11 protein-coding genes are annotated in these 13,439 nt (G+C 60.3%); 4 read left to right on the top strand and 7 right to left on the bottom strand.

All coding sequences use genetic code 11. From position 1 onward, the window contains the following. Positions 1 to 38: 38 nt before the first annotated feature. From M1L53_RS15125 to M1L53_RS15115, 3 genes are read left to right on the top strand one after another with little or no spacing between them, the layout of a single operon-like run. Entirely contained in the window at positions 39 to 536 is a 498-nt protein-coding gene (locus tag M1L53_RS15125) for a DUF2231 domain-containing protein (RefSeq protein ID WP_021333643.1), read from the top strand. A gap of 35 nt (positions 537 to 571) precedes the next feature. Further along, positions 572 to 1,219, top strand: coding sequence for a HemK2/MTQ2 family protein methyltransferase (locus M1L53_RS15120; protein ID WP_064112849.1), 648 nt, complete (start codon positions 572 to 574; stop codon positions 1,217 to 1,219). Further along, the gene (locus M1L53_RS15115) at positions 1,216 to 5,589 is read left to right on the top strand and encodes a non-ribosomal peptide synthetase (protein WP_054187197.1); all 4,374 of its coding nucleotides are present in this window, start codon (positions 1,216 to 1,218) and stop codon (positions 5,587 to 5,589) included. The genes M1L53_RS15120 and M1L53_RS15115 overlap by 4 nt, the downstream gene beginning before the upstream one ends. 3 nt (positions 5,590 to 5,592) lie before the next feature. Here M1L53_RS15115 and M1L53_RS15110 read toward each other — a convergent pair whose 3' ends face one another. The 5 genes from M1L53_RS15110 to M1L53_RS15090 form a co-directional block, all read right to left on the bottom strand. Further along, positions 5,593 to 6,033, bottom strand: coding sequence for a DUF1003 domain-containing protein (locus M1L53_RS15110; RefSeq protein WP_232319005.1), 441 nt, complete (start codon positions 6,031 to 6,033; stop codon positions 5,593 to 5,595). Between the two features lie 68 nt (positions 6,034 to 6,101). Continuing rightward, entirely contained in the window at positions 6,102 to 6,839 is a 738-nt protein-coding gene (locus M1L53_RS15105; RefSeq protein ID WP_054187198.1) for an SDR family oxidoreductase, read from the bottom strand. A 10-nt stretch (positions 6,840 to 6,849) separates the two neighbouring features. Then, entirely contained in the window at positions 6,850 to 7,101 is a 252-nt protein-coding gene (locus tag M1L53_RS15100) for a hypothetical protein (RefSeq protein WP_054187199.1), read from the bottom strand. Continuing rightward, positions 7,098 to 8,030, bottom strand: coding sequence for a universal stress protein (locus M1L53_RS15095; RefSeq protein ID WP_054187200.1), 933 nt, complete (start codon positions 8,028 to 8,030; stop codon positions 7,098 to 7,100). Before M1L53_RS15095 ends, M1L53_RS15100 begins: the two co-directional genes overlap by 4 nt. Next, the gene (locus tag M1L53_RS15090) at positions 8,027 to 8,545 is read right to left on the bottom strand and encodes a flavodoxin domain-containing protein (RefSeq protein ID WP_054187201.1); all 519 of its coding nucleotides are present in this window, start codon (positions 8,543 to 8,545) and stop codon (positions 8,027 to 8,029) included. The genes M1L53_RS15095 and M1L53_RS15090 overlap by 4 nt, the downstream gene beginning before the upstream one ends. Positions 8,546 to 8,784: 239 nt before the next feature. Here M1L53_RS15090 and M1L53_RS15085 point away from each other — a divergent pair, with 239 nt between their 5' ends. Continuing rightward, positions 8,785 to 9,162: a hypothetical protein gene (locus M1L53_RS15085; RefSeq protein WP_054187202.1), complete on the top strand. Its 378-nt coding sequence runs from the start codon at positions 8,785 to 8,787 to the stop codon at positions 9,160 to 9,162. 37 nt (positions 9,163 to 9,199) lie between these two features. On the opposite strand, the gene M1L53_RS15080 is transcribed toward M1L53_RS15085, so the two are convergent. Beyond that, positions 9,200 to 12,427, bottom strand: coding sequence for an HAD-IA family hydrolase (locus M1L53_RS15080; protein WP_054187203.1), 3,228 nt, complete (start codon positions 12,425 to 12,427; stop codon positions 9,200 to 9,202). Beyond that, positions 12,424 to 13,422 carry a zinc-binding alcohol dehydrogenase family protein gene (locus tag M1L53_RS15075; RefSeq protein WP_054187217.1) on the bottom strand — a complete coding sequence of 333 codons (999 nt, stop codon included), beginning with the start codon at positions 13,420 to 13,422 and terminating at the stop codon, positions 12,424 to 12,426. The genes M1L53_RS15080 and M1L53_RS15075 overlap by 4 nt, the downstream gene beginning before the upstream one ends. Between the last annotated feature and the right edge of the window lie 17 nt (positions 13,423 to 13,439).

Raw genomic sequence — 13,439 nt, 5'->3', positions numbered from 1 at the left:
CCAGAACTCTCCAAGAAATCCTGCCTACGTTGATCGACATGGGCCTGACCACGATCGGCGGATTACCCGCTCACCCACTCCTCGTTCATTTCGTTGTCGTGTTGGTTCCGCTCTCGGCGGTTCTGGTTCTCTGCTCCGTTCTGTGGCCGAGTGCTCGGCGCAGGCTCGGGATCTTTCCACCGGCCATCGCCCTCGTCACGTTGATACTCGTACCGATCACCACCGATGCAGGTGAATGGCTCGAACACAATTCGCCTCACAGCGAGTTGATCGAGATTCACGCCGAACTCGGTGATCAACTTCTGATCTGGTCCATCGCGGTGTTCGTGTTCGCGGCGACATGGTGGGTCCTGCATACCGATAGATTCACCGAGTGGCGAGGCGCACGAACTTCACTGTCCGACAGTTCGACGCTTCTCCGAGTCGTGACAGTCGCGATAGCGGCGATCGCAGTTGTCGCGGCAGTGGGTTCGATGGTTCAGGTCTATCGCATCGGTGAGAGCGGAGCGAAGGCAGTCTGGCAGGAGCAGTCGTAGACATCCACCGAGTAAGTCCACGGCAGGAGCGCAGTGTGATGATTCGATTTCCCGGTGTCTATTCGCCTCAGTGCGATACTCGTCTTATTTCCGACGCAGTACGCGCCGAGAAGTTGGATGCGTCTTCTCAGGTTCTCGATCTGTGCTCCGGTAGTGGTGCGCTGAGTGTGTGTGCGGCCAAGGCTGGGGCGGGAACGGTTTTCGCCGTGGATATCTCACGACGTGCCGCGGTGTGCACCTGGATGAACGGGCGACTCCGCGGTCACAGAATCCACGCCCGTCACGGAGATCTCCTGACCCCGTTTCACGGTCGTCGATTCGACCTCGTCGTCTCGAACCCGCCTTATGTTCCTTCCGTGGACGACCGTGCGCCGCGCACCGGCCGTGCTCGTAGTTGGGACGGAGGCAACGACGGACGCCTGTTGCTCGATCGCATATGTGCGACGGCACCGGGTGTTCTGCAGAAGGAGGGCACGATATTGCTGATCCAGTCCGCACTCAGCGGCATCGATCGCACCGTCGAACTGTTCGCCGACAACGAACTCGATGCATCGGTGGTCTCGAGGACCTCGATTCCTTTCGGCCCGGTCTTGCTGTCGCGCAGGCGATACCTGGAGTCGATCGGCGTCATCGACCCTGACCAGGTCACTGAGGAGATCGTCGTGATCCGAGCGAGACGATGACGCCGTTGACAGCTGCACAACGCTCGTTGTGGTTCGCTCAGTCCCTTGAACCGGCGTCGCCGTTTGTCATAGCTCAGTTCGTTGATCTGAACGGTGAGCTGGACGCATCTCGGCTGGAATCATCGACAGTCGCCGCGCACCGTGAGTTCGGCGTTGCGGGCCTTCGTCTGCGTGTGACGGATGGAGTGCCCGAATTGGACGAAGACCCTGATCTGACACTGGTCGGCGGAAGGCTGGATTTCCGTCGATACGACGATCCCGTCCGTGCAGCGATGACGTGGATGAATCGAGAGTGGAGCACGGCGACTCTCGCTCCGGATACTGCCCTCACCGTCGCCAATCTGTTGCAGGTCGGCCCTCATCGCTGGTTCTGGTACTACCGTGCGCATCACATCGCACTCGACGGTTACTCCGCTGCACTTCTGATGCGCCGCACCGCCGAGATCTATCTGTCCGCTGGTCCGGTGAGGCCGGATCAGGTCGACTCGGTTGTGTCGGATCGCGTGGCGGCGGTTGCCCGCCAGGAAAGCCGATACCGAGAATCACCGCGCTGTGTCCGCGATCGAGAATTCTGGCACGAGAAACTCCGGTCAGTTCCCTCCTCTCCGGTCTTGGGAGCGAGCGCGACGGGCACTTTTCGGGGAAGTACGCTGCGAGCGAGTGGCACAGTGCCACTGTCCGATCTCTCGGCAGCAACGGTGATATCGGCGTTCGCGTCATACGTGGCACTGATGTGTGGTGTCGACGACCTGTGTTTGTCTCTGCCGGTGTCCGGGCGAGTGACTGCTGCGTCGAGATCGTTGCCGGGCGCGATGTCGAACGTGGTTCCTCTGGTACTTCGCGGCGTGGGTGCATCGACACCCTCCTCGGCGGTATGCGTTGTCGAGAGCGCACTGAGCGAGGCACTTCGGCACCAACGTTACCGCCGGGAGGACATGTCCGCTCTGACTGACGGTCGACGGCAGTCAAGAGTGCAATCTTTCGGTCCGGTCGTCAACGTCATGTTGTTCGACAGGGCCCTGAGCTTGGGCGCGGTACGAGGTCACGTCGAGATACTCACGACCGGACCGATCGACGATATCGCGCTGAACGTCTACCCCGGTTACACAGGGAACATTCGCGTCGATCTCGAGGCCAACGGTGCGCTGTACAGCTCTGCCGAACTTTCTGCCCATCATGATCGATTCGTTCGGTTTCTCGAGGTATTCGTCGACACGCCGCCGGATCATCCTGCTCCGCCCCTGTGGACGGATGCCGAGCTGGGAGCCACGAGTCCGGCGCGTGGCGAGCCTTCGATCGAGCCCAGAAGTCTTGATTCTCTTCTGCGTTCCGCAGTGCACCGGGCTGTCGATTCGGTTGCCATCACCGACGGTGACAGATCGTGGACCTACGGGCACCTCGATCGGATGGCGGGACTCTGGAGTCGGCATTTGAAGTCCGTCGATGTGGGCCCCGATGATGTTGTCGTCGTGGCGATCCCGCGATCCATCGAATCGGTCCTGGCAATGTGGGCTGTGGCGCGTGTAGGAGCCACATACGTACCGATCGATCCGGCCCACCCCGCCGAACGGGTCGTGGACATGCTCGGTGTATGCAAACCAAGGATCGGGCTCACGACTTTCGGGATGCGGCGTTCGTTGCCGTACGACCTCGAGTGGCTGTTCTTGGACTGTGACCCCGATGCTTTCGCGCCGTCCTTCGACCCCGAGCCCGCACATGCCGATCATCGGGCTTACATGATCTTCACCTCCGGCTCCACGGGCCGGCCCAAAGCGGTGTCGGTCACTCACCGTGGCCTGGCCAATTTGGCTACCGACATTCGCGAGAAATACGAGCTCGATTCACGCTCTGTCGTAATGCATTGTGCTTCAACCAGTTTTGACACCTCTGTCGTAGAGATGCTCGCTCCCGCTCTGTTCCTCGCCTCGTCGGTGATCTGCCCACCCGAGACCGTTGGTGGATTCGAGCTGGAAGACCTCATCTGCCGTCGTGCCGTGACACATCTACTCGTAACACCTTCGGCGCTCGCAACATTGGCTCCGGAACGGGTGCCCGGCTTGAAATTCCTGATAGTCGGTGGCGAGAAATTACCGCACGAACTGATGCGCCGGTGGGCGCCGTTCGTGCGTGTTCGAAGCGCGTACGGCCCTACCGAGGCGACATGCAGTGTCACCATCACCGACGTCTTGAACGTCGACGATCGTGTGACACTCGGGCGGCTCATGCACGGAGTCGAGGCGGTGGTTCTCGACGCATCGCTCGAGCCGTTGTCCACAGGGGCCGCGGGGGAGCTCTACCTGTCGGGGCCTGGTTTGGCCAGAGGGTACGAGGGTGGAGCGGGTGAGACGGCTGCGCGTTTCGTTGCGTCCACACTTTCAGCGGGGCATCGTATGTTCCGAAGCGGCGATCGGGTCCGATGGACAGACGACGCCCAACTCGAATTCCTCGGTCGCACAGACGATCAGGTGAAGGTGCGTGGGCGCCGAATCGAACTCGGTGAGATCGATTCCGTCCTGTACGGCCACCCGTCGGTGGAGTTCGCCACGACGTTGGTCCGCGATCTGGCCAATGGTTCGCCGGCGCTGGTGAGTTACGTGAAACTGCATTCGGGAATGCTCGACTCGGACGTGAGTATCGAACGCCTTCTGACTCAGAAGTTGCCGGAATACATGATCCCGGTCGTCGTGATTCGAATCGACGCGGTTCCGCTCACCACGAACAGGAAAGTCGATCGGGGCGCGCTCCCCGCTCCCACCTTCGAGCGGAGAGAAGCGGTACGGGTCGCAACACCGATCGAGGCCCGCATCATCCGTACCTTCGAGGGAGTGCTCGGGGCCAGCGAGATCGGCCACAGCGATTCGTTTTTCGATCTCGGGGGAGACTCATTGTCTGCAACTCGCGTGATCGGCCGCCTCAACGCTGAGTTCGGCATCAACCTCGGTGTTCGGGATCTGTTCGACTCGCCGAGCGCCGCCGCGCTCGCGAGTTCCTTCGGCCAACACGTCGGGTGGGTGCCACCGTTGGAACAGGCCGGCGACGCCTCGACGCCGCTGCTCTCACCTGCACAGGAATACATCGGTCGAGAACTCACCTCGCCTGCTCTGTACAACCTGCCCTTCACAATTCGCGTGCGTGGCAGACTCGACCACGACGCGTTGGCTTCGGCCGTGCAGGACGTAATGGTCAGGCACGAAACACTTCGAACCGTGTATCCGGATGTCTCGGGTTCGCCGCGCCCGCTAGTGGTGAATCCGGACCGGATTCCGCGCGGACTTCAAGTGGTCGAAGGGAATTCGAGCGATGCAGAATCGATCGTTCACCAGACGCTCTCTCGGGGTTTCGATGTGCGTTCCGAGATCCCCATTCGCTTGATCGTGTGTGCATACGGTCGGGACGATCATCTGTTGGCGGCGGTTGTCCATCACATTGCGGCAGATGGATGGTCTCTCGCCATTCTCGCGCGCGACTTGTCCGTCGCGTACGAGGTTCGGGCGCGGAATACGCACCCGACGTGGCCGGAGACCGCGGTGCGGTACTCGGACTACGCCATGTGGCGCACGGAAATTCTGGGAGCGCAGGGGGCGCCTACCGACCTCGCTGTCAGTCAACTCGAGCATTGGGCGAGGGTTCTCGACGGGGCACCGAGTGAGATTTCTCTGCCACTCGACCACGCTCGACCCTCGATGTGGACATTCGGGGCCGGGCGAGTCGAATTCTTGCTCGATCCTGAGACTCATCGCGGGCTGAGTATGTCTGCAAAGCGAGCCGAGACCGGGTTGTTCACCGTCGTTCACGCCGTCTTAGCGGCGACACTGAGTGCTCTGTCCGGTGACCACGACATCATCGTCGGTAGCCCGGTCGCAGGCCGGGGCCATCCGAAACTCGACGACCTCGTGGGCATGTTCGTGAACACACTCGTGCTTCGCACATACGTCGACGTTTCGGCGGACTTCGACTCTCTTGTCGCCGAGTGCCGCCGAGTAGAACTGTTGGCGCACGATCACAGCGATGTGCAGTTCGAGCGACTGGTCGACTATCTCGATCCTCCTCGTCATGCGTCGCTGCATCCGTTCTTCCAGGTGGCAATGTCGTTCGAGAACTTCCCTGCCGCAGTGCTCGAATCCGACGGGCTTACCTTCGAGGTCACGCCGCGGCCACTCGACATCGCCAAGTGTGACCTTCATTTTCACTTTGCCGAAGTGTTCGACGAAACCGGTGAACTCGCCGGGATCGAGGCGGCACTCGTCTACTCCGCCGATCTCTTCGACGCAGCGACCGCCACCCTCTTCGCCAAGACTCTGTCCGCAACCGCAGATGCTCTCGTGAGGAGTCCGGATGCGCCGCTGCACGCGCTGGACACGAGATCGTGACGGTCAGCGTGCGGTGTGTTCCGGAGTGCAGACATGTTTGTGGATTCCCCGCGAGAGTTCCGCGACGGTCTCGGTCAGTGCCGTGTTCGCCTCGATCAACTGTCGGAGTTGATTGGTGTTGTCGAGGGTATGAACCGCGACTTCACTACTGATGGCATCCGCCCGTTTCGCCGAGATCAACAGAATTGCTCCCTGCATGCCGGCAAGCATCGACAAAAATAGATTCAGCAGAATGAACGGGTAGGGATCGAAACCGGTATTGCCGTTGAACCCTGCCCAGATTCCCATGATCGCGACGAACACGAAGACGAACGGCCACGACCCCATACCGTTGCGGACCACATCGGCCGCACGTTCTCCGCGGGTCAGCTCCGAACCCGTACGGACTGCGGGATGCAGATGCCACCGATTCTTGTTTCCGAGTCTCATGGTCCTGCGTCTCATGGTTCACCATTGTGCGCTTGCCGCTGGTCGTGTTCAGTTCAGGTCGACCATCCTCGGCATTCTTTCGGTCACGAGCGCGGTCTCCCCGCAGCGTATCCACCGTCGACGACAAATTCTGTGCCGGTGGTGTACGTCGCTTCGCTGACGATGAAGCGCACTGTCGATGCTATCTCGTTCGGACTTCCGAGACGCGGGATAGGCTGATCGGCGACGAAGGGCAAACCGCCGAAATCATTTGTCGCTGAGCCTTGTATCGGTCCGGGGTGAACGGAACATACTCGCACGTCGTTGCCGCACAGGTCGAGGGCCGCCGCCTTAGTAAGCCCTCGAAGGCCCCATTCGCTGGCAACGTAAGCACCCATTCCCTGGTATCCGGTCAGACCCGCTGTGGAGGAGATGTTCACGATTGCACCTCCGCCCGCGGTTGTCAGGGACTTTGCAGCACAGTGTATTCCGAGCCATGCCCCGTACAGGTTGGTATTGAGGACATGTTTGAACTGTGTGGGGCGTTGTAGTTGCACGCTTCCCGACTCGATGATTCCGGCATTGTTGACGAGGACGGACAGATGTCCGAAAGTTGACTCGGCTGTGTCGATGGCGGATTCCCAACTCTCCGGTTGTGTCACGTCGAGACGCTGGAACGCCACGCGGTCACCGAGTTTCGATGCTGTTGCGTTTCCTTCTCCTTCGAGGAGGTCGCCGATGAGGACTCCGAAGCCTTCTTCGGACAGGGCTTTGGCGATGGCCGCACCGACCTGGCTCGCTCCTCCGGAAATGAGAGCGCTTCTTCCGTTGTGGTCGGTCATGCGTAGCCCCTCAGTTGAAGTTGTCCGCCTTGCTGTCGAGATAGCTGATGATGCGTTGCCGCGCGAGTCGTTCGCTGAGTTCAGGTCGGGCTTGCGGCGTTGTCCAGGACAGATCGTCGAGGCAGCCTGTCACGACGATGTTGATGCATTCCGCCGAGATGAGTCCCTTGAACTCCGCGACGAGTCGATTGACTGTGGCGGAGTATTGGTTGCGGTCCGAGGGCGACTTCGGTGGTGATTGGGGTTCGAGGTGCGTTGTCACGTGTTCTGGTCCTTCTGGCGGGTGGGGGACGGCATGATCAGCAACGGGCAGGACGCTGTGTGCATGAGACGGCGACTCGTCGAGCCGAGTAGCATCGACGAGAATCCGCCCCGTCCTCGCCGTCCCACGAGTACGAGTCGCGCCGATTTCGATTCGATTTCCAATTGCCTTGCAGGATTGTCACGTACGACGACACATCGAACGGCGACGTCGGGGTACTCCTGCCTCCACCCCGCAAGCCTTTCCGCCAAGACCGCATGCTCGGCGGTTGAGATCGTGTCCCAGTCCAGCGATACACCGTCAGGATCGGAGCGAAACACGGTTGTAAGGTCGGAGTCGCTCCAGGCATGGACTGCAGTTAGCTCCACTCCGTGGATTGAAGCGGCCTCGAACGCTTCGGCAATCGCGGGTTCGCTGTTCTCTGTCCCGTCGATACCCACCACTATCGGGCCGCTCATCTGCGGCTGTTTCGAATTCGGGACGTTTCGGATGACTGCGACAGGCACGTTCGAATGGAGAACCACTGCCGCGCTGACGGAGCCGAGTATCGCGTCGGCGAATTGATTGAGCCCGTGCGATCCGACGACAAGCATCGCAGCCGTGCGGGATTCGTCAAGGAGTACTTCTACACCGTTTCCGAATCTCAGCTTGTCGACGATCTGTAATTCTCTGTCTCCCAGCGTCGCTGCGGACAGCAGCGCCTCGGAACGAGCTGTGGAGAGTCGTTCGCGACCAACAGTTCGTTGGTCTGGAAACCGTGGTGCACCGAGTTTGACAGCACCGCCGAAAGTGTCTGCGTCGTCAGGCATCACGGACAGTAAGTGGAGCGGTCGAGTGCGAAGTACGGCTTCTCGGGCCGCCCATCGAACTGCGGACAGCGCCGGCGCCGACCCGTCGACACCCACCACGATTGGTGCTCCGCGGTTCATGACGTTTCCTCTGATTCGAAATCCCGTGTGGTGCGAGCTGCCTCGCGGATCGACTCAGCCCAGGAGCGAACCGAAGCCCAATCCCGGAAGTCGCCTTCGGGCGCGTGAACGACTCGTACGGCCACTCGTTCACCGAACCCCAATCCTTCGCGGTCGAGTTTGCCTGCGAACGATTTGTGTTCGACTGCACCGGTCTTCTCCATCAAGGTGGCGATGTCGGATGGAACACCGGTCGTGGATTCGCCGGAACCGATCGGTCCCGAGGAGAACAGCCAAACCTGGCGAAGCCGCAATGCATCCGAGAAGCGTTTGGTGAATTCCTCTGCGTCCTTCATCCAGTGCCCCATATAGATCGCGCTCCCGAGAACTATCGTGTCGTACTCGGTGAGTTCGAGAACGTCGTCAGGCTGGCGGCGGTCGGCGTCCATTCCGCTCTCTCGTAGGGATTTTGCGAGAAAATCTGCGATTTCGCTTGTCGAACCGTGGCGGCTTGCGGCCGTGACCAGTGTCTTCATCCAATGCTCCGCTCGGGAATCAACAGGGCGATTGCTCACGTGCACTCGCCGTGCTCGGGTGATCGTGATTCGAATTGTGCCGGGGTCAGGACTTCCTGGTCAGGGCCGCGAGGTGCACGAAAAAGGGTCTTTCGGCCTTCTGATCCGTGTGCCGCCGACACCTGTGGTGGTGGTTGTTGTGGGCTAGCGTCGACGGCAGGTAGCGACTCGACCGGTACGGCTGCTCAGGAGGCCCGGGAATGAATCAACCGAAAACTGCGAGTTTGGTGAGCGAGGCCGGGGATACGGTGACGGTCTCAGGGGAAGGGAGCACAGTCAGATCGTTCCCGGTCGGGGTATGGATGCTGACAGACGGTCGGCGCGTGGTGATCGTTGGTGAAGGTGGACCACTGTCGACGGCGACCGTCGACGGCAGCGCCCTGGTGGCTGCGGTACATGCGCGATGGCCTGGCGCTGTCGTGCTCGAGAGGACGCCTGTCACGGGCAGCGCTGCTGACCCGAGAGCGTATTCGGCCAGGTATGTCGAGGTTCGCGATGACGGTTCCCACGGCGAGCCTGCGTATGCGGATCTATCCGACGCCGGGTTCGCCCTGGGGCCGTCGATCGACGCCTCCTGACTGCCCCGCTGTTCGGACCCCTAGCTGTCCGGACCTCCTACTTATCCGAACTCACGGTGACCGAGGAGCCTGCAGCAAGGGTGTAGCTGGTGTCGTGGATCGAAAGCTCGATCGGTGGGATATCTTTTGTCTCCGATGCCACTGTCACATCCGAATGGGTGCACTGGATTCGAAGACGGTGGCCACGGTAACAGATCGTGAAGGCAAGTTCAGGCAGCTCGAGGGGTAATTGCGGATGCAGCCGCAGAATATCGTCCCGGAAGTCGAGCCCTGTGTAGCAGCGTTCGAGAATATCGATCGCGCCCGCCATCGCGCCGAGATGGATTCCTTCCCTGGTACTTCCGCTCCGGGCGTCGGACAGATCCGCGGCCAGGGCATCGCGGAGCATGGCCCACGACTGTGATCGGTTGCCTCGCACAAGGACCCATGTGTGGGAAATTCGGCTCAGTGTCGAACCGTGCGTCGTGCGCTCGAGGTAGTAATCGATCATCTCCGGGATCACGGAGGGATCGAACTCGTACCCCAATCGTGTGATCAACTCGGTCAGTTCCTCCGCGGTGAAGACGTAGAGCAACATGAGGATGTCTGCCTGTTTCGAGGCCTTGTAGTGGATCGGCGAGTCTCCCTCTGCCTCGAGTATGAGATCCAGGCGCCCGATGTCCCCGTATCGTGACCGGTAGTCGGCCCAATCCAGCTCGGTCAACGCGCCGAAACCCTCGAATTGACTGATCAGGCCGTTATCGAGGAAAGTCAGGCGCAGTCGCCTGCTCAGTCGGTCCCACGACACCAACTCCTTGTCGCTCACATCGAGGCGCCCAGGGAAGTATCGGTTGTCATTGCGGAGTACCCGAACCGCCTCGACCGCACGTATGAGCGACCATTCCGTCATGACGTTCACGTATGCGTTGTTGTCGATCCCGGTGCCGGGGCGGTCGGGATAGCCGTCATGGAATTCATCTGGGCCCATGACACCGCGGATATCGTATCTGTCGTTGCTCGCGTCGTATTCGGACTTTGCCATCCAAAATCGCGCATTCTCGATGAGTAGATCGACCCCGTGGCGAGCGAGAAATTCCAGATCGGTTGTCGTTTGCCAATATCGCCAGACATTGTGGGCGATTGCGAGGTTGACGTGGTACTGGCGACGAGAGTGATCGGGCATCCAGTGGGCAGACCTGGGGTTGAAGAGGAAGGGAGGTGTTTCTTCTCGACCGTCGCTGCCGCTTTGCCAGGGAAAGAGAGCGCCGCGCAGATTCAGGCCTCGGGCGTTTCGGTGCGCCTGGGCCAATCGTCTGCACCGATAGAGCAGCAAGGACGATGTCAACTCCGGAAGGCGGCGCGTCAGGATTGGCATAACGAACAATTCGTCCCAGAAGACGTGACCGCGGTATGCCTCGCCATGGAGTCCTCGTGCGGGAACTCCGACGTCGAGATCTGTTGTGTGGGTCGACAGTGTCTGAAGTACGTGAAGGAGTAGTACGTTCGTCGCCAGAGCAGAGGAGTCTTCTGTAGCGAGGGTAATGGCGAATTGGTGCCAGAGTCCGTCCCAAGCGGCGCAGTGGCGTCGAAACAGTGCGTCGTGGTTCTCTGCTTCCTGGACTCGTTGCCACGCGGCGGACTTCGGGTCGAGAGTTGATTTATCGCGGGAGGTGAAGAGCGCCGACGTCTTCTCGATGGTGACGGGTTTGGCGACGGTGATTCGGCAGCGGATGACCTGCACGATTCCAGTGTGGTCTGTGTTCACGTGGCGGTGGTGTTGCGTGATTGATCCGTCGATGTCGGCTAGGCGGAGACGCTCGGCTTGGGTGATTCGAATGTGGGAGTTAGTGGTTTGGACCGTTGCGGAAATGCATTGGTCGTCGACGGTGTCCAAAGCGAGGACTTCGAGGTGTTTTTTGGCCAGTTTCGAATAGTCCGGAACATTGTTGTTGACTACGTCGGTGGTGATGCCGGATCTGATGTCGATTGTTCCATCCCAGTTTTCGGCTGCGACGGTCATGGTGATCGCGGCTACGTGTGGATCGTCCATCGATACGATCCGGCGTTGTCGAATTCGAGTGACGCGACCGCGCGTATCGCGGAATACACTTTCTCTGGAACAGATTCCGTGCTCGAGATCGACTGCTTCGTGGTGGTGCGTGACAAGCGTTGATTGGGATTGGAGCAGTTCTCCGTCAGGTCCTGTGACGGTAAATGTCGTCCAGTCCGGCAGATTGACCGCGCTTTCGTCCTCGCGTAAGTGTCCGTCCATATCCGAGGTGAGTCGGTTGTAGCACCCCGCGACATATGTGCCGGGATAGTGGAGGCCGTCGTCGTGGGACTCAGACAATGCGCCTCTCGTGGCAAAGTAGCCATTTCCCATGGTCGACATGGTCTCGCGTAGGCCAGTGGCGCTCGGGTCGATCCCGCGATATTCGAGTGTGGAGTTGGGCTCATTTCCTGATATACAGAGTCGGCATCCAGGATCGTGGTTATCGCCTTCGCGCGTTGTGGCCGTGACGAAGTGGAAGGCGACCTCGCCGATGGTGGTGACGGCGAGGTCGGCGCCGTTCTCGGTGAGAGAGTCGAGATTTTCGCTTGGACCAAGACCGATTCGCAGACCGAATCCACCGGATCGGGCGGCGCGGATTCCAGCGATCGAGTCTTCGACGACGACGCATTCGGCTGGCGGGATCGACAGTCTTCGTGCGGTTTCCAGATAGGTGTCTGGATCCGGCTTGCCGTCCAACCCGAGTAGTGCAATGTCGGCGCCGTCGAGTCGGATGTCGAAATAGTCAGAGACACAGGCGATCTCGAGTACTCGTCGCGCGTTTTTGCTTGCCGACACCACAGCAGTGAGTACGCCGGCGGCGCGTAGTTGCTGAACCCACCTCACGGTCGGGGCGATCACCCCGACTCCTTCTCGTTCGAGTTCCGCGAGGAAGAATCGGTTTTTGCGCTCGAGGAGATTATTGACGGTAGTGGCATCGGGAGGATCGTCGGGATGCCCCAGGGGAAGTTCGATTTTCCGCGATTCGAGGTATGACCGGAGGCCCTTCTGTCTTTCTTTGCCGTCGATGAATTCTCGATAGTCCTCGTCGTCGAGTTCCACATCGCCGACGTCGTCGTGCGCGCTCAATTCGTGAAACAGGCGCCCCCAGGCGGCTCGATGGGTATGTCGGGTGTCGGTCACGACACCGTCCATGTCGAACAAGACAGCGCGAAAGACGCGTCTACGAATGATCACCGACGCGTGTTCGGAGGTCGCCGCGCGCCAGATAGTCATGGCACCAGCACTGCTGCGCCCGTGACTCGATCTGCCGCCAAGTCTTCCAGTGCCCGATTCGCTCCGCTGAGTGGATAGGGCATGGTGCTGACGTGGAGGTGATGATTGTCCGCGAATTCGAGAAACTCCTGTGCATCTCGCCTGGTGTTCGAAGTTACCGATCGAACCTCGCGTTCGTAGAACAGGTGCTTCTGGTAGTTCAGTGCAGGTACATCCGTGAGGTGTATTCCGGCGATTGACAGGACGCCGGCTCGGTCCAGTGCTTCGAGGGCAGTGGGAACGAGATCGCCGACTGGCGCGAAAAGGATTGCCGAATCGAGCAGTTCCGGTGGATGGTCGTATGCACCTTGCACCGATGCGGCTCCGAGATCGTGGGCCAGTTCGCGCGCGGATTTGCTGCGCGTCATCACATGCACCTGTGCGCCTCGAGCAAGTGCGACCTGCGTCGCAAGGTGTGCACTTGCGCCGAAACCGTAAACTCCCAGCCGCCCACCTTCCGGCAGGTCGGCACGCTCGAGCGCACGGAATCCGATGATTCCCGCACAGAGTAGCGGTGCGAGTTCGTCGTCCGTATACCCAGACGGGAGTTTGAGTGCGAATGCTTCTGATATAGAAGTATATTCGGCAAATCCACCGTTGACATCCCAGCCGGTATAGGTGGAGTTCGGGCACAGGTTCTCAGCGCCGCGTAGGCAGTAGCGACACACACCGCACGTCGAATGAAGCCACGGAATCCCCACACGGTTACCGGGCTTGAAGGCGTCGACAGCCGTCCCGACCGCCTCGACGAGCCCGACAACTTCGTGACCCGGTACGACGTTGCGTCGGTGAACCGGAAGGTCGCCTACGGCGACGTGGAGGTCGGTGCGGCACACTCCGCACGCGAGAACACGGACCAGTAGTTCATTCGCGCCGATTTCCGGGCGGGGGACCAGTCGCCTGACAAGTGGATGCGTCCCGAGCGAACCGGGGGCGTCGACATGCCACGACATCATCCACTCGTCGGAGGGCG

It is taken from the genome of Rhodococcus sp. T9N (assembly GCF_024436645.1).
GTDB lineage: Bacteria > Actinomycetota > Actinomycetes > Mycobacteriales > Mycobacteriaceae > Rhodococcus_F > Rhodococcus_F qingshengii.
Note: the sequence above shows the minus strand (reverse complement) of the source record. Positions and strands in the feature narration are given on the sequence as shown.